Origin of the sequence: Campylobacter sp. CFSAN093259 (assembly GCF_012889985.1) — a bacterium.
GTDB classification, from domain to species: Bacteria; Campylobacterota; Campylobacteria; order Campylobacterales; family Campylobacteraceae; genus Campylobacter_D; species Campylobacter_D jejuni.
In genome coordinates this window covers 232,524-255,657 of sequence record NZ_CP040617.1, presented here as the reverse complement: position 1 = coordinate 255,657, position 23,134 = coordinate 232,524, and the positions used below count along the sequence as shown (strand labels likewise).

At 30.3% G+C, this 23,134-nt stretch carries 25 protein-coding genes and 1 pseudogene; 10 read left to right on the top strand and 16 right to left on the bottom strand.

The annotated features are described in order from the left end of the window. Positions 1-104: 104 nt before the first annotated feature. The 8 genes from mreC to FBF20_RS01300 form a co-directional block, all read right to left on the bottom strand. Entirely contained in the window at positions 105-854 is a 750-nt protein-coding gene (gene mreC, locus FBF20_RS01335) for a rod shape-determining protein MreC (protein ID WP_002864583.1), read from the bottom strand. Continuing rightward, positions 844-1,884, bottom strand: a complete 1,041-nt coding sequence (locus FBF20_RS01330) for a rod shape-determining protein (protein ID WP_002851700.1) — start codon at positions 1,882-1,884, stop codon at positions 844-846. Before FBF20_RS01330 ends, mreC begins: the two co-directional genes overlap by 11 nt. An 11-nt stretch (positions 1,885-1,895) precedes the next feature. Next, positions 1,896-3,119 carry an ATP-dependent Clp protease ATP-binding subunit ClpX gene (clpX, locus tag FBF20_RS01325; protein WP_002864582.1) on the bottom strand — a complete coding sequence of 408 codons (1,224 nt, stop codon included), beginning with the start codon at positions 3,117-3,119 and terminating at the stop codon, positions 1,896-1,898. After that, the gene (gene lpxA / locus FBF20_RS01320; protein WP_002851756.1) at positions 3,112-3,903 is read right to left on the bottom strand and encodes an acyl-ACP--UDP-N-acetylglucosamine O-acyltransferase; all 792 of its coding nucleotides are present in this window, start codon (positions 3,901-3,903) and stop codon (positions 3,112-3,114) included. Before lpxA ends, clpX begins: the two co-directional genes overlap by 8 nt. Continuing rightward, the gene (gene fabZ / locus FBF20_RS01315; RefSeq protein ID WP_002857452.1) at positions 3,903-4,343 is read right to left on the bottom strand and encodes a 3-hydroxyacyl-ACP dehydratase FabZ; all 441 of its coding nucleotides are present in this window, start codon (positions 4,341-4,343) and stop codon (positions 3,903-3,905) included. The genes lpxA and fabZ overlap by 1 nt, the downstream gene beginning before the upstream one ends. A 93-nt stretch (positions 4,344-4,436) precedes the next feature. Then, complete coding sequence (locus FBF20_RS01310) at positions 4,437-5,528, bottom strand: epoxyqueuosine reductase QueH (RefSeq protein WP_002858664.1); 1,092 nt, start codon at positions 5,526-5,528, stop codon at positions 4,437-4,439. Beyond that, entirely contained in the window at positions 5,528-5,983 is a 456-nt protein-coding gene (gene bcp / locus FBF20_RS01305; RefSeq protein ID WP_002854561.1) for a thioredoxin-dependent thiol peroxidase, read from the bottom strand. The genes FBF20_RS01310 and bcp overlap by 1 nt, the downstream gene beginning before the upstream one ends. Next, a complete protein-coding gene (locus FBF20_RS01300; protein ID WP_002851942.1) occupies positions 5,980-6,186 on the bottom strand; it encodes a 4-oxalocrotonate tautomerase family protein in 207 nt (68 codons plus the stop codon). The genes bcp and FBF20_RS01300 overlap by 4 nt, the downstream gene beginning before the upstream one ends. A 176-nt stretch (positions 6,187-6,362) precedes the next feature. Here FBF20_RS01300 and ilvE point away from each other — a divergent pair, with 176 nt between their 5' ends. The 6 genes from ilvE (at position 6,363) to FBF20_RS01270 (ending at position 13,012) form a co-directional block, all read left to right on the top strand. Further along, positions 6,363-7,277, top strand: a complete 915-nt coding sequence (gene ilvE / locus FBF20_RS01295) for a branched-chain-amino-acid transaminase (RefSeq protein WP_002851928.1) — start codon at positions 6,363-6,365, stop codon at positions 7,275-7,277. Between the two features lie 12 nt (positions 7,278-7,289). Beyond that, positions 7,290-8,378, top strand: a complete 1,089-nt coding sequence (locus tag FBF20_RS01290; protein ID WP_002858687.1) for a prohibitin family protein — start codon at positions 7,290-7,292, stop codon at positions 8,376-8,378. A gap of 11 nt (positions 8,379-8,389) precedes the next feature. Continuing rightward, positions 8,390-8,920, top strand: a complete 531-nt coding sequence (locus FBF20_RS01285) for a DUF2393 domain-containing protein (protein ID WP_002858737.1) — start codon at positions 8,390-8,392, stop codon at positions 8,918-8,920. Further along, entirely contained in the window at positions 8,920-9,429 is a 510-nt protein-coding gene (locus FBF20_RS01280; protein ID WP_002864577.1) for a DUF2393 family protein, read from the top strand. Before FBF20_RS01285 ends, FBF20_RS01280 begins: the two co-directional genes overlap by 1 nt. A gap of 480 nt (positions 9,430-9,909) precedes the next feature. Then, positions 9,910-10,485 (top strand): cytochrome c3 family protein, encoded by a 576-nt coding sequence (locus FBF20_RS01275; RefSeq protein WP_002851702.1) that lies wholly within the window; start codon positions 9,910-9,912, stop codon positions 10,483-10,485. 10 nt (positions 10,486-10,495) lie between these two features. Continuing rightward, positions 10,496-13,012 (top strand): molybdopterin guanine dinucleotide-containing S/N-oxide reductase, encoded by a 2,517-nt coding sequence (locus FBF20_RS01270; protein ID WP_002875096.1) that lies wholly within the window; start codon positions 10,496-10,498, stop codon positions 13,010-13,012. A 23-nt stretch (positions 13,013-13,035) separates the two neighbouring features. Here the strand turns inward: FBF20_RS01270 and zupT are convergent, their stop codons facing one another. Then, positions 13,036-13,911, bottom strand: a complete 876-nt coding sequence (zupT, locus tag FBF20_RS01265; RefSeq protein ID WP_002868346.1) for a zinc transporter ZupT — start codon at positions 13,909-13,911, stop codon at positions 13,036-13,038. A 192-nt stretch (positions 13,912-14,103) separates the two neighbouring features. On the opposite strand from zupT, the gene FBF20_RS01260 reads away from it, so the two are divergent. From FBF20_RS01260 to FBF20_RS01250, 3 genes and pseudogenes are all read left to right on the top strand, one after another. Continuing rightward, positions 14,104-16,092 carry a methyl-accepting chemotaxis protein gene (locus tag FBF20_RS01260; protein ID WP_168952592.1) on the top strand — a complete coding sequence of 663 codons (1,989 nt, stop codon included), beginning with the start codon at positions 14,104-14,106 and terminating at the stop codon, positions 16,090-16,092. 80 nt (positions 16,093-16,172) lie between these two features. Further along, entirely contained in the window at positions 16,173-16,892 is a 720-nt protein-coding gene (locus tag FBF20_RS01255; protein ID WP_002857630.1) for a class I SAM-dependent methyltransferase, read from the top strand. 55 nt (positions 16,893-16,947) lie between these two features. After that, a pseudogene (locus tag FBF20_RS01250) lies at positions 16,948-17,162 on the top strand (hypothetical protein). A gap of 31 nt (positions 17,163-17,193) precedes the next feature. Here FBF20_RS01250 and pyrC read toward each other — a convergent pair. The 4 genes from pyrC to eptC are packed head-to-tail and all read right to left on the bottom strand — an operon-like array spanning position 17,194 to position 20,324. Further along, the gene (gene pyrC / locus FBF20_RS01245; RefSeq protein WP_002852008.1) at positions 17,194-18,201 is read right to left on the bottom strand and encodes a dihydroorotase; all 1,008 of its coding nucleotides are present in this window, start codon (positions 18,199-18,201) and stop codon (positions 17,194-17,196) included. Next, on the bottom strand, positions 18,191-18,436 hold the full coding sequence (locus FBF20_RS01240; protein ID WP_002851854.1) for a replication/maintenance protein RepL: 246 nt from the start codon (positions 18,434-18,436) through the stop codon (positions 18,191-18,193). Before FBF20_RS01240 ends, pyrC begins: the two co-directional genes overlap by 11 nt. Beyond that, complete coding sequence (locus FBF20_RS01235; protein WP_002851707.1) at positions 18,433-18,789, bottom strand: diacylglycerol kinase; 357 nt, start codon at positions 18,787-18,789, stop codon at positions 18,433-18,435. The genes FBF20_RS01240 and FBF20_RS01235 overlap by 4 nt, the downstream gene beginning before the upstream one ends. Continuing rightward, the gene (eptC, locus tag FBF20_RS01230) at positions 18,786-20,324 is read right to left on the bottom strand and encodes a lipid A/FlgG phosphoethanolamine transferase EptC (RefSeq protein WP_002851930.1); all 1,539 of its coding nucleotides are present in this window, start codon (positions 20,322-20,324) and stop codon (positions 18,786-18,788) included. The genes FBF20_RS01235 and eptC overlap by 4 nt, the downstream gene beginning before the upstream one ends. Before the next feature lie 117 nt (positions 20,325-20,441). On the opposite strand from eptC, the gene FBF20_RS01225 reads away from it, so the two are divergent. Further along, a complete protein-coding gene (locus FBF20_RS01225) occupies positions 20,442-21,200 on the top strand; it encodes an exodeoxyribonuclease III (RefSeq protein ID WP_002851821.1) in 759 nt (252 codons plus the stop codon). Positions 21,201-21,218: 18 nt separating this feature from the next. Here the strand turns inward: FBF20_RS01225 and FBF20_RS01220 are convergent, their stop codons facing one another. Genes FBF20_RS01220 through moaC form a run of 3 tightly spaced genes read right to left on the bottom strand, consistent with a single transcriptional unit; the run spans position 21,219 to position 23,083 of the window. Continuing rightward, complete coding sequence (locus tag FBF20_RS01220) at positions 21,219-22,379, bottom strand: hypothetical protein (protein WP_010891847.1); 1,161 nt, start codon at positions 22,377-22,379, stop codon at positions 21,219-21,221. Then, entirely contained in the window at positions 22,369-22,632 is a 264-nt protein-coding gene (locus FBF20_RS01215) for a DUF493 family protein (protein WP_002852023.1), read from the bottom strand. The genes FBF20_RS01220 and FBF20_RS01215 overlap by 11 nt, the downstream gene beginning before the upstream one ends. Continuing rightward, a complete protein-coding gene (moaC, locus tag FBF20_RS01210; protein ID WP_002851725.1) occupies positions 22,610-23,083 on the bottom strand; it encodes a cyclic pyranopterin monophosphate synthase MoaC in 474 nt (157 codons plus the stop codon). Before moaC ends, FBF20_RS01215 begins: the two co-directional genes overlap by 23 nt. Between the last annotated feature and the right edge of the window lie 51 nt (positions 23,084-23,134).

Here is a 23,134-nt window from a genome sequence, read left to right as displayed (position 1 = left end):
AATTATAAACATTTATTTGATAATTTAACAAAATTTTTAGCATTAAACAAAGTTATAATAATTAGCAAAAATATAGAAAATTTTTAAAAAGTCTAATCCTTGACTTATAAATTATCAACTACATATAAATAAGCAGGAATACTAATCTTAACATAAGGCTTTACTTCTACACTTTGATACATATCTTCATCATTAACTCTATTCACAATACCGACAGGTATATCTGAAAAGAAAATATTATCAAGTCCACTTGTTAAAATTTCATCTCCGGTATTAATTTTTGCCCATTTTGGAATAAATTTAACCACAATCCTGCCATCTTCACCCTGGATTAAACCTGGAGCTTTGGATTTTCCTATATAAACAGAAAAAACACACTGATCATCACCTTGTAAAAGAGCCATTGCTCTACCATTTTTATTAATAGCTATACCTGCAGTATATCCTTGATATATCAAACCACGGTTTTTACCAACGGGAATTTTGCTCCAATCTAACCATAATTTTTTATAATCATTCAATTGAACATAAGAAATAACTCTAGTTAAAGAAACTTGAGGTAAATATTTTGTAGAATTTTGATCCTCTAAAATACGATTTAATTGATTTGCAAAACTAGTTACCTTTACAGCAATATCTTCTAATTCTTTATTTCTAGCTTTTAGTTGCTGAATTTGATTTGCTTGATTAAAGTGTTCTGAAATTTTTTCTCCCAAATAATCTTTAATATTATAAAAATTACCTATAACAAAATCATTAACACGGAGAACATTTTGCTTAATAAGTCCTCCATAATAAAAAGATATAAAAACCAAAAAGGCTAAGACAAGAACATAAAAAATCTTATTCTTCATTGGTTAATTGTTGCAATAATGAAATTTCCTCTAAAGCTTTACCTGTTCCTTTTGCTACAGCTAAAAGCGGTTCATCTGCGATATAAACTGGCAAACGTACAATTTCACTTAAGTATTTATCAAGACCACGAATCAATGCTCCGCCACCTGTTAAAACTACACCATTTTCTACTATATCACTTGCTAAATCAGGCGGCATCATTTCAAGAACCATTTTTAAAGCATCAGCAATTTCTTTTAAATACTCACGCATCGCTTCTCTTACATCTTCGCTTGTAAGTTCAATACGACTTAAAAGTCCACTTACTTGATCGCGTCCTTTTACCACCATAGAAAGCTCTTTTGGAAGTTGTATTGCTGAACCTATAGTGATTTTGATCTCTTCGCCTGTTCTTTCACCTATGATAAGATTGTATTTTTCTTTTACATAATTAACTATACTCATATCAAGCTTATCTCCAGCCGTACGAATAGACTTTGAAATCACAAGTCCACCCAAAGAAATCACTCCAATCTCAGTAGTTCCACCCCCTATATCTACTACCAAATTTCCTTTAGGCTCTTGTATAGGTAAACTTGCACCAATAGCTGCTGCCATAGGCTCTTCAATCAAAAATACCTCTCTTGCACCTGCGCTTAAAGCACTTTCTCTTACCGCTTTTCTTTCTACTTGAGTTAAACCATAAGGAACAGAAATGATAATTCTAGGGCGTAAAAAACTTTTTCTACGGTGTGTTTTTTCTATAAAATAGCGGATCATTTTTTCAGTCATATCAAAATCTGCAATCACGCCATCTTTCATAGGACGAATAGCTTCGATATTGCCTGGAGTTTTTCCCACCATATCTTTAGCTTCTTTACCTACGGCTAAAATTTTTGCTTTGGAACCATACCTTTCTCTTTCAACTGCCACAACAGAAGGCTCATTTATCACTATACCCTTATCTTTTACCAAAACTAGCGTATTAGCTGTTCCTAAATCAATCCCCATATCACTAGAAAAAAATCCTATAAGTTGATCTAATATCATTTCTATCCTTTTTAACTTATTTTTCTTTTTATTAATAATGCCTTTGCATTGTCTTTAACAACTTCTTTGGTTATTACAATATCATAGTCTTTATACTCTGGTAACTCAAACATTAAATCTACCATCATTTCTTCTATAATACTTCTAAGCCCCCTAGCCCCTGTTTTTCTCTCCAATGCAAGTTGTGCGATAGCTCTTAGAGCATCTTCTTCAAATTTTAAATTTACCCCATCAATAGCAAAAAGCTTTTGATATTGCTTAATAATGGCATTTTTAGGTTCAGTTAAAATTCTTACCATATCTTCTTCATTAAGCTCATTTAAAGATGCAATCACATGCAAACGACCTATAAGCTCAGGAATCAAACCAAAATGAACCAAATCATCAGGTTCAATTTTCTCAAGTAAAGCTTTATTTTCTTCTTTTGCATCATCAAAAAAACCTACAACTTTATCTCCAAGTTTTCTTTTTAAGATAGTTTCCAAACCATCAAAAGCTCCACCACAAACAAATAAAATATTTGAAGTGTCAATTTGTATAAACTCTTGATTTGGATGTTTTCTCCCCCCTTTTGGTGGAATATTTACCAAACTTCCTTCGATAATCTTAAGTAAAGCTTGTTGCACACCCTCTCCACTTACATCACGAGTAATAGAACGATTTTCACTCATTCTGGCAATTTTATCAATCTCATCAATAAAAACTATACCTTTTTGAGCTCTTTGCACATCTCCATCTGCAGCTTGTAAAAGACGTGTTAAAATATTTTCTACATCCTCACCTACATATCCTGCTTCAGTTAAAGAAGTTGCATCACAAATTGCTATAGGTACATCTAAAAATTTAGCTAAAGTTTGCGCCAATAAAGTTTTTCCACTTCCTGTTGGCCCAACAAGTAAAATATTTGACTTAAAAAGCTCTGTATCATCATCTTGAAGTTCAGCTTTAAAAAGTCTTTTATAATGATTGTATACTCCAACACTAAAAACTTTTTTAGCTCTATCTTGTCCTATGACATAACGATCTAAATAAGCTTTTAATTCTTTTGGAGTGATATCTTTAAATTCTGTATTATGACTTTGTTTAGGTTCTTTAAATTCTTTTTCTTCTCCATAAATAATACTATAAGCACCTTCAACGCAATATTCACAAATAAAAGCATCATCATTTTCATTTGCTAAAATTCTTCTTTGTGGATTCTCCACTTCATTGCAAAAACTACATTTTCTAGGCATTATTTTTACCCCTATAGACAGGAATTCCACGCTTTGTTTCTAATATAAAATGACACATTTTTTTAACATTTTCACTTTCTTGATTTTCAAGCAAATTTTTAGCATTTTCTTTTAAGTCTCCTTGTCTAAATAAAGTTTTAAAAGCTCTGCTAAGTCTATCTACTTCATCTTTATCAAAACGACGACGAATACCTACTAAATTTAAACTTCTAATACTTGCACGATTTCCTTCTGCTAAACAAAACGGTACTATATCCTGAGAAAGTGCACTTGCTCCTGCTATCATACAACCCTCACCTACTTTGACAAATTGATGAATAGGTGTAAGCCCGCCTACAACTGTAAAATCTCCAAGCTCTACATGTCCTGCTAAAGTTGCATTATTAGCTAAAATAATATTATTACCTAAAAGACAATCATGAGCAATATGACAATAAGCCATAATAAAAGCATTATCGCCTATACGAGTAAAACCATCTCCTTTAGCTGTACCTGAATTTATCGTTGCAAATTCTCTAATAGTTGCATTTTTTCCTATAACAACACCGCTTTTTTGCTCTTCTTTATAAGATATGTCCTGAGGAATATCGCCTACTATAGCATAAGAAAATACACGAGAATGATCACCTATAGTTGTATCTGAAAGAATTCGAGCACCTTGTTTGATGACAACATTATTACCTATTTTAGCATCTTTGCTTACATAGGCATAAGCTTCTATTACAACATCGTCACCAAGTTGTGCACCCTCTTCAATCACCGCACTTGGATGAATTTTTTTCATTATTTATCCACTATCATAGCTTTAAGCTCGGCCTCTGCAACTAAATTTCCATCTACAAAAGCTTGCCCTTTAAAAATCCACATATTACCACGATTTTTAACCACGCTCATTTCATAATCAAGCCTATCTCCAGGACGCACAGGATTTCTAAATTTTGCTCCATCTATGCCTGTGAAATAAACTACTTTACTTTTTGGATCCACTTTATCTTCCATACTTTCAAAAGCTAAAACTCCACCTGTTTGAGCCATACCTTCTAAAATCAAAACTCCAGGATAAATAGGATGCCCTGGAAAATGTCCCATAAAAACATGGTCACTTATACTGATGTTTTTATATCCTAGCACCACTTCTTTAACTTTTAATTCTGTAATTTTATCTACTAGTAAAAAAGGATAACGGTGTGGTAAGATTTCTTGAATTTGCATTACATCTATCATTATTAAATTAACCTTGAAAACAATTAAAAATTTTATTATATAAAAAAATCATTAAAAATTATATTAACAAAAAAGTTTTTCTTAATAAATTTCTTAAATTTTTACAAGCACCTCTTGATTATCATGATAAATTTCACTTTTTGCTATCACTTCATATCTTGAAGGTAAAATATTTTCAAGGATGATAATAGGACTAAGATTATAAGTTCCAAACAATTTATTACGCCATTTAATTTCTGCTTGAACACTTAAAGGTTTTTTTAAAAAATCTTCAAAATTTTTCCATTTGTTTTTAAAAAATGCATTAAAACGCCAAAATTCCACTAAAACTATTTCATCTTTAGTACTTCTATAAAAGCCTTCTTTTAAATTTTGTTTTAAATTTTCCTCATCCAAAGAAAATCTTGTATAAGCGTTTTTAAAATGCGAATAAAATAAAATATGAGATTTAACGGGCTTTTTATCTAATTTTATCAAAGCACTTAAAAGACGATAATTTAAAAATTTCTCTCTTAAAATTTCAAATTTTATACCTTTTTTTTCCCATAAAACTACTTTTTTATAAAGAGCTATTCTTGCTTCTATACTTACAGGTAAAATTTGCTTATTTACAGAAGACATTAATTCATCAATAAAATTCTTATCTTGTTTTTGTTTTTTAAGCCCATAAATGCAGCCGCAATAGTTTTGATGATAAAGCATTTCCTTTTTTGCTAAAGCAAACTGTCTTTGAGTGCCGCCATTTTTACGAAAATCAGGAGCTAAAAACTCTACTCCATAAGGCTCACATTCTTTTTGTAAAGCATTTTTTAACTGTTCTAAATCTTTTTTAGGGCTGGTTAAAAGCGTAGTAGTAAGCTTTTTTTCTCCTATTTTAGCAGCAAATTTAACACTAGATCCCATTCTTACATCAAAGCAAATTTCACACCTTGCACCCTTTTCAGGCTCATCTTCATAACCACGCACAGCATTAAGCCATTTTTCATACTCATACTCACCTTTATAAAGCTTAATACCAAGTTTATCACAAGATCTTTTTACATCTAAAAATCTTAGTTCGTATTCGCTTAAAGGATGGATATTTGGATCATAAAAGTATCCTATAATTTTTTCATCAGGATAAGTCTTTCTAAGTTCTTCAATAAAATAATGACTATCCACGCTACAACAAATATGTACTAGCATTAAAGACTTTCAAGCACTTTTAAAGCATGATCTTTTACACGAACATTACTATAAATTTGAGCAATCTTACCTGTTTCATCGATAACAAAAGTAGAACGAATAAGACCTTCGTATTCTTTTCCGTAATTTTTCTTAAGCCCCAAAGCTCCATAAGCTTTAGCAACTTCTTTTTCACTATCGCTAAGTAAAATATGTTTTAAATCAAATTTAGAGATAAATTTTTCATGACTTGCCACGCTATCAGGACTGATACCAATAATCACCGCATTTTTACCACCAAATTTATCATAATTTGCACTAAAATCACAAGCTTCTGTAGTGCAACCTGGGGTATTATCTTTTGGATAAAAATACAAAATCACCTTTTTGCCAATAAAATCTTTTAATGCTATTTTTACCCCATCTTGATTTAAAAGCTCAAATTGAGGTGCCTTATCTCCTATATTTAAACTCATTTACTTGCCTTTGCTTTGATAGCTTCTACACTTTCTCCGCCAAAGCCTATGTCATAATTTTCCACATCTTCTAAAACCACAACAACTCTTTCTTTACTTTTATTATATTTCGTGCTTAAAAGTTCGGTAATATCAGCTATAAGTTCCGCTTTTTGCTCCTTGCTTAAAGACGGCTTTGCTAATTTGATATTTACTAATGGCATAATTTCTCCTTTTTTAACGATAATTTTTCATAATTATTTCAAAAAATACCTAATATTTTTTTTAACAAAAAAGCTTAATTTAATAAAAGCTTATTATTAGTATATTTTTGATAAAATCCCGATTTATTCTTAAAATAATATTTTTTAAGAAATAAACAACTATAAAAGGTAAAAAAATGATCTCAGCAGATAAAATTTGGATGGATGGAAAATTAGTTGATTTTAAAGATGCAACTTTGCACTTTTTAACCCATTCTTTGCATTATGGCAATGCTGTTTTTGAAGGAACTAGAGCCTATAAAACAGATAAAGGCTTAGCAATTTTCAGACTTGAAGATCACACCAAAAGACTTTTAGAGTCTGCAAAAATTACTCTTTTAAATTGTCCTTTTTCTCAAAAAGAGCTTGAAAATGCACAAATTGAACTCTTAAAAGCAAACAATTTTAAAAGCAATGTCTATATCCGCCCTTTGATTTTCTTAGGCGATGGAGTTATGGGACTTTATCATATAAAAGCTCCTGTAAGAGTTGGGATTGCAGCTTGGGAATGGGGTGCTTACCTTGGAGAAGAAGGTTTAGAAAAAGGTATAAAAGTAAAAATTTCGTCTTTTGCAAGAAATAGTGTTAAATCATGCATGGGAAAAGCTAAAGCAAGTGCGAATTATCTTAACTCTCAAATTGCAAAATTTGAAGCTATTGAAGCAGGCTATGAAGAAGCTTTGATGCTTGATGAAGAAGGTTTTATCGCAGAAGGAACAGGAGAATGTTTCTTTATTGTAAAAGATGGGGTTTTAATCACACCTCCAAATGATTTTTCTTTAAAAAGCATTACTCAAGATACAGTGCTTAAAATCGCTCATGATCTTGGTATTACTGTGCTTCGCCAAAGAATTTCAAGAGATGAAGTTTATACTGCTGATGAAGCATTTTTTACCGGAACAGCCGCTGAAATCACACCTATTAATAATATTGATGCAAGAATAATAGGAAATGGTTTAAGAGGATCTGTAACTAAAAAACTTCAAGATGCTTATTTTGATGTAGTTTATGGACGCAATGAAAAATACGCATCTATGCTAACTTATATTTAAAAAAGGAAATAAATGCCAGCTGATTTGAATGATTATTTCAATAAAAAAAATGGAAATTCTAACAATAACGGAAACAACAACCGTCAAAATTTCAATTTCAAAGCACCAGAATTTAATTTTAAAGGTTTTGGAAAATTCTCTCCATTTGTTTATGGGGTGATTATTATTATCTTATTTTTAATCGTTGCAAAACCTTTTATGGTGATAAATTCTGGGGAAATGGGGATTAAATCAACAACAGGTAAATATGACCCAAATCCATTAGAACCAGGACTTCACTTTTTCTTACCTTTTGTACAAAAAATAACCATAATCGATACTAGAGTAAGACAAATCAACTATGCTTCTATAGAGGGAAGTAATGAAAATTTATCTTCAGGTTCAGGTGTTATTAATAAAAATAGTATTTCTGTACTTGACTCTCGTGGATTGCCTGTATCTATTGATGTTACAGTACAATACCGCTTAAATCCTTTGCAAGTTCCTCAAACTATAGCTACTTGGAGCTTAAATTGGGAAAATAAAATTATCGATCCAGTTGTTCGTGATGTAGTGCGAAGTGTTGTAGGAAAATACACAGCCGAAGAACTTCCTACTAATCGTAATACAATAGCCACTCAAATAGAAGAAGGTATAAGAAAAACCATAGAAGCCCAACCAAATGAACCTGTAGAACTTCGCGCTGTACAACTTAGAGAAATTATTTTACCTTCAAAAGTAAAAGAACAAATCGAACGCGTGCAAATTGCAAAACAAGAGGCTGAAAGAACTAAATATGAAGTAGAAAGAGCTAATCAAGAAGCCTTAAAAAAAGCTGCTTTAGCTGAAGGGGAAGCAAATGCAACCATAATCAGCGCCAAAGGTAAAGCTATGGCTGTTAAAATAGAAGCAGATGCACAAGCTTATTCTAACAAAGAAATCGCAAACAGCCTAAACACCCCTTTGCTAAATTTAAAACAAATTGAAACTCAAAAAGAATTTAATGAAGCTTTAAAAGTCAATCAAGATGCTAAAATTTTCTTAACTCCAGGTGGAGCAGTGCCAAACATTTGGGTTGATACCAAAGATGCTAAAAAGCAAAGTGCTGCCAACATGAACTAAAGGATACACAAGTGGAGAAACTAAGAGAAATCGTGCTTTTTTACACTACTCATTTATATTTAGTAGATTATATGCTGATTTTATTAGTTTTTTTTCTCTTCACTTGTGTTTTACTTCTTTGTGTATTTTTACGCCATAGACCTATAGCAGCACTTTTTATTATTGCATTTGATATTATTATTTGTTTTTTAGTTTATATCTATGGGTATAAACTAATAGACAATGAAGTAAGAACTCGAAAAATCGCTATTACAGATCAAAAAATGATACAAAGCTCAAATGATTTAATTGTTGATTTTAACATTACAAATAATTCAAAAAATAATTTTAAAGAATGTAAAATTACAGCTAAAATTTTTGCAGATAAAATACCTAATGATAATATCATAGAAGAATATAAAAAGAAATTTATCCCTTTTAGACAAAAAAGTAGAGAAATTAAAGATCTAAAGAAAAACGCAACCCAAGTTCAAAGAATTGCTTTTGAAAATTTTAACTATGAAAATAACTATACCATACGCTTAGTTTCGGAGTGTTTTTAATGCATTTTACGATTTTTCATATTATAGCTTTTATCATTTTACTTATTTGCTTTGCCTTGATTTGTATTTTAATCTTTCTAAAAGTCAAACAGAAAGAAATGGCTTTGATTTCTTATACCATAGCTACTATTTTTACCGCACTTTTGATATATTCTATTTTTCTAACAATCAATCAATTCACCACTCAAGCCGATCTTAGCAAACTAACCTACACAAGAGATCTAAGACATGAAAGCGTTATAGTAAGTGGAAAAGTTCAAAATCTTACTAAATTTGAAATCAAAAAATGCTATTTGATACTTAGCATATTAAACCAACAACAAGTAGGAGGTGAAATTTTCAATGATAAAAATATCCGTAACGCTAAAATGCAAAATACAAGTGTTTCTTATACTATAGAAATCATAGACACACTCCCGGGTAATACCTATAAAGAATTTAGAGCTAGCGTTCCTTTTCCTCCAACTTTTAATAATCCTGAATTTTATCACACCTTAAAATGTATTTGATTCAAGAAATCAACTAGCAAAAATTCTAAAATACATTAATTATTCACATAACAAAACAATAATTCCGCTATAAATTATATAAATATTAATAATAATTTAAGTTTTATTAATATAATATTTATTAATATAGAAGATAAGGAGTCAATCAATCTTTAAATATAAAAGCACTTTGCTAAATGAGAGTTAAAAATGGGAGGAAAAATAAAGCTATAAAAAGCTTATACCTTAAAACTCAACGAGATTAAAATGGGCTCAGAAGTATTAATCTGAGCTCAAAACAAACTTTTTTTATAATTGAAGTTTTATCTTTTCTAAAAAACAATAAGTAAAATATAATTAACTCAAATTCATTATATCAATAAAGAATAATATTAAAGCACCAAAAATAAGTAATCTTAGTAAAAATTATACAATTAAGTAATAATTAAATTGCATAGTATTAAAATACATTTACATCAAATTTATATTAAGGAATTAGTGATGAAAAAAATTTTCATTTCTTTTGTTGTCCTAGCGACATGTTTATGGGCAAAAAATACCGCCTATACTGATGAAGTTGTATCGCTTTATCTTAATAAAGATGATACTAAAGTCATAGGAAGACTTTTACCTACAAATCCTTTTGAAGTGTTAAAAAGCGAAAATAACAGGGTTTTGCTAAAAATTGATGGTTATGTAAATCCTAAAGCACCTTCTGTGATTTATTTCAATGACTCTCAAAGAATTATTGTTGCAGCTTTTTCTAAAAATACAAAATTAAATTTCTCTCAAAGAATAACTGGAAAAAATGGCAAATGGGATAAGGTAAGCCTTGAAATTTGGGCAGATAAAAAAGAATTTGTCAAAGACAATAAAGAAATGTTAAATCGAGCCAAAGAGCTTTTTGTAAATAACTGCGGAATTTGCCACGCTATCCACAAAGAAAAAGAATTTACAGCTAATGCTTGGCCTGCAATTTTCCGTTCTATGGCTGATAGAACAGGTATTGATAAAAAAGACAGATGGCTAGTTATAGAATACTTACAAAAAAACGCAAAAGATTTTAAAACAAAATAAGGAGAAAAGCATGCTAGATAGAAGAAAATTTTTAAAAATTGGAGCGAGCTTAAGTGCTTTACCTCTCATTCCAAGCTTAAGTGCAGGAAAAACCGTAGAAGCTTCAAAAGTTAGCCTCGGACTTGTAAAAAATGGAGAAGTGATCACCGCAGCACACTGGGGGATTTTAAAACTTACTATAAAAGATGGCAAAATAGTAAAAAGTGAACCTTGGGAAAAAGTTACAAAAATGGATAATCCTTTACAGCACTACACTGCTGATATGGTTTATAAATCTCGTGTGAAATACCCTTATGTGCGTAAATCCTACCTTGAAAATCCTGACAATCCTAAACCTGAACTTCGTGGTAAAGATGAGTTTGTTCGCGTAAGTTATGATGAAGCGATCAAACTTATCGCCAAAGAACTTAAAAAAACAAGAGATAGCAAAGGTGCAAGTGCAATTTTTGGTGGAAGTTATGGCTGGAAATCAAGTGGAAATATGCAAAACTCACGCATCTTGCTTCATAGATTTTTAAATGTAACAGGTGGATTTGTAGGAGCTACAGGGGACTATTCTACAGGAGCTTCTCAAGTGATTATGCCTTATGTTGTAGGATCGATTGAAGTTTATGAGCAACAAACCTCATGGGAAAATATCTTAAGCGATTCTAAATATGTTGTGATTTGGGGTGCTGATCCGCTTTCTACTTTACGCATAGCTTGGACTTCAAACGAACAAAGAGGGTTGGCGTATTTTGAAAAACTTAAAAACAGTAAAATCAAAGTGATTTGTATAGATCCTGTAAAAACCACTACAGCGAAATTTTTAAATGCCAAATGGATAGCTCCACGCCCAAATACCGATGTGGCTTTAATGATGGGTATGGCAAGCCATTTAATCACTAAGAAAAAAGTCAATTACGAGTTTTTAGACACTTACACCACTGGCTTTGATAAATTTAAAGACTATTTAGAAGGCAAAGAAGATGGAGTTAAAAAAGATACCAAATGGGCAAGTAAAATTTGTGGTATCGATGAAAAAACTATCAAAAATTTAGCTGAAACTTTTTATGATAATCCTACTATGATTATGAGTGGTTGGGGTATGCAAAGAGCACATCATGGAGAACAGCCTCACTGGATGCTAGTTACTCTTTGTGCGATGTTAGGACAAATCGGCACAAAAGGAGGTGGTTTTGGACTAAGCTACCATTATAGCAATGGCGGTGTTCCAACTTGCAAAGGCGGAGTGATCGGTGGTATGACAGCAGGTAGCTTAGGAATTTGGAAAAATGGTAAATTTAAAGGCTTAAGCAAAGCAGAAGCTTCAAGCGAAGGTGCAGAATGGCTTCAAAATGCAGCGAGTTATTCTTTCCCTGTAGCAAGAATCGCTGATGCTTTACTTCATCCTGGAAAAACCATAGATCATAATGGTGCTAAAATCACTTATCCTGATATTGATTTTATCTACTGGGTAGGTGGAAATCCTTTAGTGCATCATCAAGATACCAACACTAATGTAAAAGCATGGAGAAAACCACGCACCGTTGTGGTAAATGAAATTTACTGGACTCCAACAGCTAAAATGGCAGATATTATCATGCCTGTAACTTCATCTTACGAAAGAGATGATATTACCATGACAGGAGATTATTCAAATATGCATATAGCTCCTATGAAACAAGCCGTTGAGCCTGTGGGTGAGAGCAAAGATGATTATGTAATTTTCTCTGATATTTGCAAAATTTATGGAAAAGATGTCTTTAATGCCTACACAGAAAATGGCAAAAAAGCTAAAGATTTCATCAAAGAATACTACAACAGCGCCCTAAAACAAACTCAAAGTTTTGGTGAAGCTTTTGCTACTCCTATGCCAAGTTTTGAAGAATTTTGGGCTAAAAATGAACCAATCACTTTTGAACCAACAGCTGAAAGTTTAGAATGGACTCGTTTTTCAGAATTTATAGAAGATCCTATCTTAAATGCTCTGGGTACAGATTCAGGACTCATTGAAATTTACTCAGAAACGATTAAAAATTATAATTATGATGATTGCAAAGCCCACCCTACTTGGTTTGAGCCTATTGAATGGCTTGGAAATGCAACCAAAGAAGCACCTTTCCACCTACTTACAAATCACCCAAGAGATCGCTTGCACTCTCAACTTTGCCACACAAGCTTAAGAGATACTTATGCAGTAAAAGATAGAGAGCCGATTTTAATCAATTCCAAAGATGCAAAAAAACTTGGAATAAAAAATGGCGATGTAGTGCGTGTGTTTAACAAACGCGGTGAAGTTTTAGCAGGGGCGGTTGTAAGTGATGAAATCATGCAAGGGGTTGTAAGACTTTGCGAAGGTGCTTGGTATGATCCTAATGAAAACGGACTTTGCAAATGTGGAAATGCAAATGTTTTAACTATGGATATACCAACTTCAAAACTTGCCAATGGTAATATCTCTCACACAGGACTCGTAAATATAGAAAAATTTAAAGGTGAACTACCAAAACTTACTGCCTTCAGCGCGCCAAAAGGTGCAAACTAAATTTAAGAAAGCCGCAAGGCTTTCTATTGTCCAAGCAAATTTAAACTTAAAGCCATTATTGCCATTCCTACTATAAGTCCATATAAACTATCATGAGCCTTATCATAAGTTTTTGCAGCGGGCAAAAGCTCATCAAGGGATATAAAAACCATAATTCCTGCAATCACAGCAAAACTTATAGCTAAAGTAAGATCGCCTATAAAAGGCAATAAAATCAAAGCTCCAACAAAAGCACCCAAAGGCTCTGCTAAACCCGAAAGAGCTGAATAAATAAAAGCTTTTTTCTTATCTCCTGTAGCATGGTAAATTGGCAAACTCACAGCCAAACCTTCTGGGATATTGTGTATAGCCACAGCTATAGCTATAGCAATTCCTAAAGTAAGATTATCAAGACTTGAAATAAAAGTAGCAAAACCTTCTGGGAAATTATGTATAGCAATAGCCAAAGCTGTAAAAATCCCTGTACGTTTTAAAGCTTTAGTATTGATCTGATGCAACTTTTCTCCAGGATGAAATTTCGGAGGATTTTGTCCTTTTTGAGGCAAGGGACAAATTTTTAACTCGCTTAAATCCTCTTTAGGCTCGTGAGGATTGACATCTTCGGGGATTAATTTATCAATCAATAAAGATATTAAAATTCCACCAAAAAAACAAGCTAATCCCAAAAGCTCAGCCCAATGCGAATCATAGTGATTTTTAAAATCTTTAAGTGCAGTAGGTAAAATTTCCATGAAAGAAATGTATATCATTACTCCAGCTGAAAAACCAAGCCCCAAAGAAAGCACTCTTAAATCATCTTTTCTGGAAAAAAAGGCTATTATAGAACCTATAGCCGTAGAAAAACCTGCAAAAAGAGTCAATAGCATTGCGATAAAAATTTGTTCAAATGTAAATTGCATTAATATTCTTAAATAAATAATATTTTAAAACTCTTTATATTTATAAAAAGTTAATACTTGATAAAAATATACAAAATAATTAAAAATTTTTGATTTTTTATGTAAAAAAGTTCATTTTTTATACACTTTTTCTCTTATTTTTTGCTAGAATAATATTTTTATTTCATTTTCAATATAAATATAGGAGTTATAATGCAATCAATAAATTCAGGCAAATCCGTTGGAATTTCAGCCAAGCTTACGCTATGGGTTGGAATTTTAGTTGTATTAATTTTAGCAATCACAAGTACCGTTAGTTACTTTGATGCCAAAAATCACACATATGAATTACTAAAAGAAAATCAATTAAAAACTATGGATGATGTTAAAGTAACTTTTGAAAACTATTCCAAAAGCAAGCAAAAAGCTATAGAGGTTCTAGCATATGAAAGTGCTAAAAAATTAGAAGATGAAAATATTTCACTGCTTCTAGATTCTTTTAAGAAGGCGTTTGATTTTGATATTGTTTTTATTGCGTTTGATAAAAACAACAAAATGCTTTTGTCAAATGGAACAATTTTAGATAAAAAATCAAATTTTGACATTACAAAACAAATTTGGTATCAAGAAGCAAAAAATAACAAAGGCATCACAATAACTCAACCATATAAATCCCCTATAGATCAAGAGATTGGTATAACTTATGTTTTCCCTATTTATAAAAATAATCAACTTATAGCTTTCGTTGGAGGCGATTACAATCTAGATAAATTTTCCAAAGATGTATTATCTTTAGGACACTCATCAACTACTTATGCTGCTGTTTATGACTCTGAAGGAAGAATTATTTTTCACGAAGTGCTTGATAGAATTTTAACAAAAAACACTTTAAGCGTTAATATTGCTAACGCCATAAAAGAAAACCCTGAATATATAGATCTAAATAAGAGAGATATTCTTTTTCCTGTATTTGATGATAAAGGTATCAAATATGAAGCAATGTGCGATACAAGTTCCAATGGATTATATCGTATTTGTGCTGTAACTTTAGATAGTAACTATACTTCCGCTGTTAATTCCATTTTAATGAAACAAGTTATAGTCGGTATTATAGCTATAATCATAGCTTTAATCTTGATTAGATTTTTAATCAGCAGAAGCCTCTCCCCACTTGCAGCTATCCAAACAGGTTTAACTTCATTCTTTGATTTTATCAATCATAAAACAAAAAATGTTTCTACTATAGAAGTAAAAAGTAATGATGAATTTGGACAAATCTCAAATGCTATCAATGAAAACATTCTTGCTACTAAAAGAGGTTTAGAACAAGACAATCAAGCCGTTAAAGAATCAGTTCAAACCGTATCAGTTGTAGAAGGTGGTAATTTAACAGCAAGAATTACTGCTAATCCAAGAAACCCACAATTAATAGAATTAAAAAATGTTCTAAATAGACTTCTTGATGCTTTACAAACTAGAGTAGGTTCTGATATGAATGCTATTCATAAAATTTTTGAAGAATACAAAAGCTTAGACTTTAGAAATAAATTAGAAAATGCTAGCGGTAGTGTAGAATTAACTACTAATGCTTTAGGTGATGAAATAGTTAAAATGCTAAAACAAAGTTCAGACTTTGCTAATGCTTTAGCTAATGAAAGTGGAAAATTACAAACTGCTGTTCAAAGCTTAACCACTTCTTCAAATTCTCAAGCTCAATCTTTAGAAGAAACTGCAGCAGCTTTAGAAGAGATCACTTCTTCTATGCAAAATGTTTCAGTTAAAACTAGTGATGTTATCACTCAATCTGAAGAGATTAAAAATGTTACAGGTATTATAGGTGATATTGCAGATCAAATCAATCTTTTAGCTTTAAATGCAGCTATTGAAGCAGCTCGTGCTGGAGAACATGGTAGAGGCTTTGCAGTGGTAGCTGATGAAGTTAGAAAGTTAGCTGAAAGAACTCAAAAGTCTTTATCAGAAATTGAAGCTAATACTAATTTACTTGTTCAATCTATCAATGATATGGCAGAAAGTATTAAAGAACAAACTGCAGGTATCACTCAAATCAATGATAGCGTAGCTCAAATTGATCAAACTACTAAAGATAATGTTGAAATTGCTAATGAATCAGCTATTATTTCTAGTACAGTAAGTGATATAGCTAATAATATCTTAGAAGATGTTAAGAAGAAAAGGTTTTAATTAGTCATTCGAGCCCAAAAAAAGGGCTTGAATTTTAAAAATTTATGCTATGATTTTATATATTTTATCAAGGAAAATATATGAATTTATGGGATAAAAAGGCCAAAACTTACGCAAGATATCAAAACACTTTAAACACCATACAAAAGCAAACTTTTGAATATTTACAAAATTTAAATATTTCTTTTCAAAATAAAAGCATTATAGATATAGGATGTGGAACTGGGGTTTGGACTTTACACTTAGCTAAAGAAGCTAAAGAAATTTTAGCCCTAGATAGTGCAAATACTATGCTTGAAATTTTACAAGAAGATGCTAAAAAACTAAATCTTAACAATATAAAATGCGAAAATTTGAGCTTTGAAACTTGGATGCAAAACAATCCTAATGTTAAATTTGATCTTGCATTTTTAAGTATGTCTCCTGCTTTACAAAATGAAAAAGATTATACAAATTTCTTAAATCTAGCCAAAATAAAAATTTATCTTGGTTGGGCTGATTATAGAAAAAGTGATTTTTTAGATCCGATTTTTAAATATTTTAATACTGAATTTAAAGGTTTTTATAAAAAAGATTTAGAAAATTATTTACTAGAAAAAAATATATTTTTTCATAAGATTGTTTTTGATGAAACACGCAAAGTCCAAAGAACAAAAGAAGAGGCTATAGAAAATGCTCTATGGCATTTAAGCATGAACAAAATCACAACTTCTAAAGAAGCTGTAAGTTCTTTTGTTGAAAATGATATTATTGAAACTATAGAATCTAAAATAAAACTTTTAATTATAAATAACTTATAAAAATATTAAGCTGATATTTATTACAATTTCACTCATTATTTCAAAGGAGTTTTTAATGGTTAAAAATTTAATCATCAAATTTGGACGCTTGATTCTTGATGCAATTGCAGCGATAAGTTTTGTTGTAGCTTTGCTTTATTCTCTTTTTATGATGTTTAGCATTGGATTTTTAGCTGGTTTATTATCGCTGATAGTCAGTTTTATTGCTTTATTTTTAAGTTTTTTTGTAATCTATCTTGTTATAGATATCAGAGATGCTCTTGTAAATAAAGCTTAAATTTTCCATCTTTAAGGTGGGAAATCAATGTTTTAATTGAAATTTTAAAATTTCTCCAGCCATATAAGGCACGACTTGATTGTATTTATCTTCATAAACATTTGGTACTTGCCATTCTTTTTCTTCTAAAGTTAAAATTTTATCTTCTTTAAATTTTAAATCATAAATTTTACAAGTATTATCGCTTAAAAATTTTTGCAAATTTTCTTCTGAGCTATTTTGCTTAAATAATTCAGCTAAAACAGGTAAAATCACTGGGGCACTAAATACACCTGCGGCACAACCGCAACACTCTTTAGTATCTTTTGGATGAGGCGCACTATCACTTCCAAACATAACTTTTTCATAACCACTAAAAGCAAGTTCGCAAAGGGCTTCTTTATCTTCGTAACGCTTGGCTATAGGCTTACAAAAAAGATGAGGATTCATTTTACCTCCGATAACATCATCTAAAGTGATGATTAAATGATGTAAAGTGATTGTCGCGTATAAATTTTCATAATCTTTTAAAAGTTCACATAAAGTTTTAGTGGTAATATGCTCCATAACAATCTTAAGTCGTGGAAAATGTTTGGCTAATTTTTCATAAATTTTAGCAAAATTACTTTCCCTGTCCATTACAAAATCATTGGTTTCACCATGCACTAGCAAAGGAATATTTAAATCACTCATAGCCTCTAAAGTAGGTTTTAAATACTCTATATCAAAACTTGAAACTCCACCATTTGAATTTGTTGTAATTCCTGCTGGATAAAGCTTAATGCCAAAAATTTCATCTTTAGCACTGTAAAGAAATTTCTCATCATAATTTTTAAAAAAAAGTGTCATTAAAGGAGTGAAATTTTCATCTTTACAAGCCTTAAGGATACGCATTTTATAAGCTTTTAGATCTTCTAAATTGCAAAGCGGAGGGATTAAATTTGGCATAATCACAGCTGCACAAAAATCTCTTGCACTCAAAGGTGCAATAAGTTCTAACATTTGGTTATCTCTTAAATGCAAATGCATATCTAAAGGATTTTTAAGTTTCATTTTTATCTCCTATATTTAGCTGATAAAATCCATTTTTAAGACGCTTAAAAAGTTTTTTTTCTTCTAAAAACTTAAAAGTAGCGATGATGGTAGGTTTACTTTGATGTAATTTTTCTTCAAGATCACTGATTTTAATCATAATAAAACCATTTTCATCGGCATTTTCACATAAAAATTTTAACAATTCAAAACGCTTTTTTCCTAAAATTTCTCGTATTAAATTTTCAAATTTCATAAGTAAATATTATATAAAATAAAGCCCCAAACAAAAAGAGCTAAAAGCACACTAAAAAACACTGCCGCACTCGCACAATCTTTAGCGATTTTTGCCTTTTCATGCCATTCGTTTGTAATCAAATCAACACAAGCTTCAATAGCCGAATTTAAAGCTTCTACAATTAAGATAAGTATTAAGACACTTATCAATAACAAATGCTCCAAAAAACTAATTTTTAAGAAAAAACTAAAAACTATCGCGGGGATAATAATGCAAAGTTCAATTCTAAACGCCATTTCATTTTTAAATAAAGCAAAAAGCCCTTCTAAAGCATATCTTGCGTTATTTAAAAAATGATATTTAGGCTTCATGGATTTGCCTTAAGTTTAGGATTTAATAAATCATATTCTGGTTCATAAACACTTGTTTTTACATCAAAATATCCTAAAAGAGTACTAAAAAGATTATCTTGAGAAAGTTTTAAACCTTTATACTCTTTAGCTAAATTCATTAAATTTTTATCATTGCTCCAAAAAATAGCAGGAATATGAGTTTGATAACTTGGTGCTATAGCATAAGGCATACCATGAAGATAAATACCATTTTCACCCAAACTTTCACCATGATCTGAAAGATAAAACAAAGAACTTTCATAGCTTTTTTGCTCTTTTAATAGTTTTATAATCTCACTTAAAAGATAGTCTGTATAAAGCAAAGTATTATCATAAGTGTTGATTAAAGCCTCGCTATCACATTTTGAAAGTTCATTAGTATCACAAGTTGGAGTAAATTTTTTAAATTCGCTTGGATAGCGTTTATAATAAGTTGGCCCATGAGAACCTTGCAAATGAAGAACTATTATATTTTGATCACTTAAATGATTTAATTTTTCTTTAAAAGGGGCGAGTAAATTTTCATCCAAATCACTAGAAAGCTTTTGCTTATAAGCTAATCTATCACAAACCCCTTTACAACCACCAGAATTATTATCAAACCATACAGCATCTACACCTGTTTTATAAAGCACATCCATCGCATTTTCTTGAAACTCTGAACTTGAATAATTTTCACGCTTAGAAATAGAAAACATACAAGGCAAACTTACCGCTGTTGCTGTTCCACATGATGAAAAATTATCAAAAAAGACTACATTATCTTTTTTGGTATAAAAATTGGTATCATTTTTAGTATATCCACCCAAAGAGTAATTTGCCGCTCTAGCGGTTTCACCCACCACCAAAACCAAAAGTTTTTTAGTGTGATTGTTTTCTCTATAAGCATCATTAGCTATAGTTTTAAATTCTGGCTTAGCTTTTACAAAACGAACATAATAGCGATATACGGCATAAATTTGATAAAAAGGAGTATTATACATTCTTATTTCATTATAGTTTCTAAAAAAAGGCAAGAAAGTTTTACTTAAAGGGATTAAAACTGCACAAACAACAATCAAACCTGATATTATATTGATAATTTTAATTTTTATATGGGATTTAAAACTACCATAATAATCAATTTTTACTTTAACAACATAAAAAACCAATAATAAAGCCAAAACAACAAATAAGATCAATTTTAAATTTAACAAATCTTTTACTTCTTTAATGTCTGTTTGAACAACATTTTGCATCATATCAGAATCTATAAGCACCCCATAAAAACTAATAAAGTAAACACTTAAAAAAGATGATATTATAAATAATATAGAAAAAAATTTAGTAAAAAACTTTATAAAAAGCAAAGAGCAAATCACGTGAACAAGTGCAAAATAGGCCACAATAAAAACAAAAGTTATAAGCCAGTTTTGTGTATTTTTTTCATACACAAAATAAAATAAATTAAAATTCAACAATACAATCATCAAAGAATTAAAAAAAGTAAACTGAAACCAAGTTAATCTAAGCATATAAATCCCACCTTCAAATTTAAGCTTTTAATTTTATTGAATTTTTTTAAATGGATTGTAGTTTTAAATCTTTTTATGTTATGATTTACACTTTTAATGAAAATTTTAAGGAAAATAATGAAACTACTTTCATGGAATGTCAATGGCTTAAGAGCTATTTGTGATAAAAATGCACTTGATTGGATAGCACAAGAACAAATTGATTTTATAGGTTTTCAAGAAATCAAAGCACATGAAGATAAATTTCCTAAAAAAATTTATGAATATCCTTTTAAACACATGTATTTTAATTCTGCTAAAAGAGCGGGGTATTCTGGGGTAATGAGTCTTTGTAATTTTAATAGCGAAGTAAAAAAATGCGAATTTTTTGATGATGAAGAAGGTAGGGTTTTAGAACACCGCTTTAAAAATATTGCACTTTTTAATATCTATTTTCCAAATGGTCAAAAAGATGAAGAGCGTTTAAATTTTAAGATGCAATTTTATGCAGATTTTTTAGTGTATTTGGATAAGCTTTTAAAGGATGGATTTGAAATTATCATTTGCGGTGATGTCAATACCGCTCATAAAGAAATCGATCTTACTCATCCAAAAGCCAATGCCAACACTTCAGGTTTTTTACCTATAGAAAGAGCTTGGATTGATGATTTGCTAAAGCTTGGTTTTATAGATACTTTTAGAGAAATTAATGGCGAAATCAAAGAAAAATACTCGTGGTGGAGCTATAGAATGAAAGCAAGAGAAAGAAATGTAGGCTGGAGGATTGATTATTTTTTCATTTCAAAGGGTTTAAAAGATAAACTTAAAAACGCTTTCATAAGAGATGATATTTTTGGCTCTGATCACGCACCTGTAGGTATAGAAATAGATATTTAATATCCCAAAAATGGGATATTATTTTTTAACGAATTTTTTTGCTTTTTCCCAAAGTCTTACACCGAGCTTTTTAGCTTTTTTGGAATTTAAATCTTTGTATTTTTCACTAGCAATTTTTTCTAATTCAAAAATTTCTTGTTTAAAACGATTTAATTTTCTTTGAGTAAGTTTGTTAAAATCATTAATCTTTGGATTTTTCTTAATATCATTTAAAACTAATATTAGTTGCTCTCTGCTTTCACCTGCAAGACGTCTAAATTTAGCAAAAAGATTATCAAGTTCATGTTCTAGCAAATTCTCAACTATACTCTTACAAGGATCATTTTGTAATTGAATCTCTTTTTTTAAAAGAGCAATAAAATCATCTTCTATACCTATTAGTTCTTTGCTTTTTAAACTAACATCTTCTTCAAAATTTGCATAAGTTAATGAAGCTTTAAATTTTTCCATTGCCAAAACAATACCATCCCTTGTGCCTTTAATCACGCCTAAACAAAGATCTTTTGCATAAGCCATAGATTCATTAGCTATTTCAAAAGCGGTATTTAAAATAATACTTGAAATTTTTAAAATTCTTTCTTTTTCAAAATGAGCTTCACAAATGGCATTATATACGAGATTTTTAGCTATTTCACTACTTGTAAGTTCTATATCTTCAGCCTTTTCTAATGTAGTTAAAAAAGCACTTTCAGCGGTTTCTTTTAAAATTCCAAGCATTTCTATATCAAATAAAATAGCATCATTTAAACCACCACTAAATTCATCACAAAAAGAACATTCTTGTAAAATATTCTCGAATTCAAAAAAATTATCGCTGATTTGATTTTTAATCAAATTCTTTTGATTTTCAATCTGTTTGTTTAATAATTCAGCTTCGCTAATATACTCATAAAGTGAATTTTGAGCATCTACAATACTCGCCTTAACCAAAGCTTTGATAACCTTTGTAACATTTTCATCATCAAAAAAATCAAGTTTTTTCAAAATAGTTAAAAATTCAACCAAAAGAGAATTTAAAACTTTTTTTGTTTCATGAGGATTATGTGAAATTTGCTTATACGCAAGATTAAAACTCAAGTCTTCAAGTAAATCACTTGCTTCATCTTTACCGAGATTTGATAAAGAATTTTCAAAAATAATTAAAGTATTTTTCATTTTTCCTTCTTTCTTAAAGTACAAATTTTGCTTTAGCTTTTAATTTATCAAATATATCCAAACGATCTTTTTTGCTATCAACATAAACATTTAACAAATAACTTTGATATTTTCCACTCGCACTTGAATTCGAATGTTTAAATTTATATTCTCTTTGACCTAAAATTTCTTCAAAAATTTCACTTGCCTTAACATGCACCTCAAAAATCACCTTATAATCCCAAAAAGTAGGATAATTGATCTGAGGTTCTTTTTTAAGATCGCACAAATTTACCACTTTTACCTCCTTCTTTGCTTTCAAGCACTATATCCGTAATTCTCATTGATTTATCTATAGCCTTGATCATATCATATATAGTTAAAAGTCCTATACTAACTCCACTTAAAGCTTCCATTTCAACACCTGTTTTACCTTCACACTTAACTGTTACAATAAGCTTAAATGCACATTCTTTAACAAATTCCACAATATTAGTTTCAACTTTAGAAAGCATCAAAGGATGGCACATAGGAATAATTTCACTTGTTTTTTTAACCCCCATTATAGCCGCAACAATAGCTGTTTGAAGAACAGGACCTTTTTTTGCGGTATTGTTTTTAATTACATCAAAAGCTTCTTGACTCATATATATTATACCACTAGCTGTGGCTATTCTTAAAGTAATATTTTTATCGCTTACATCTACCATTTTAGGATGATTTTTTTCATCTAAATGACTTAATTTCATAAATTCACCTTTTAAAAAATTATAAAAATTATAGCAAAACCAAACAAATTT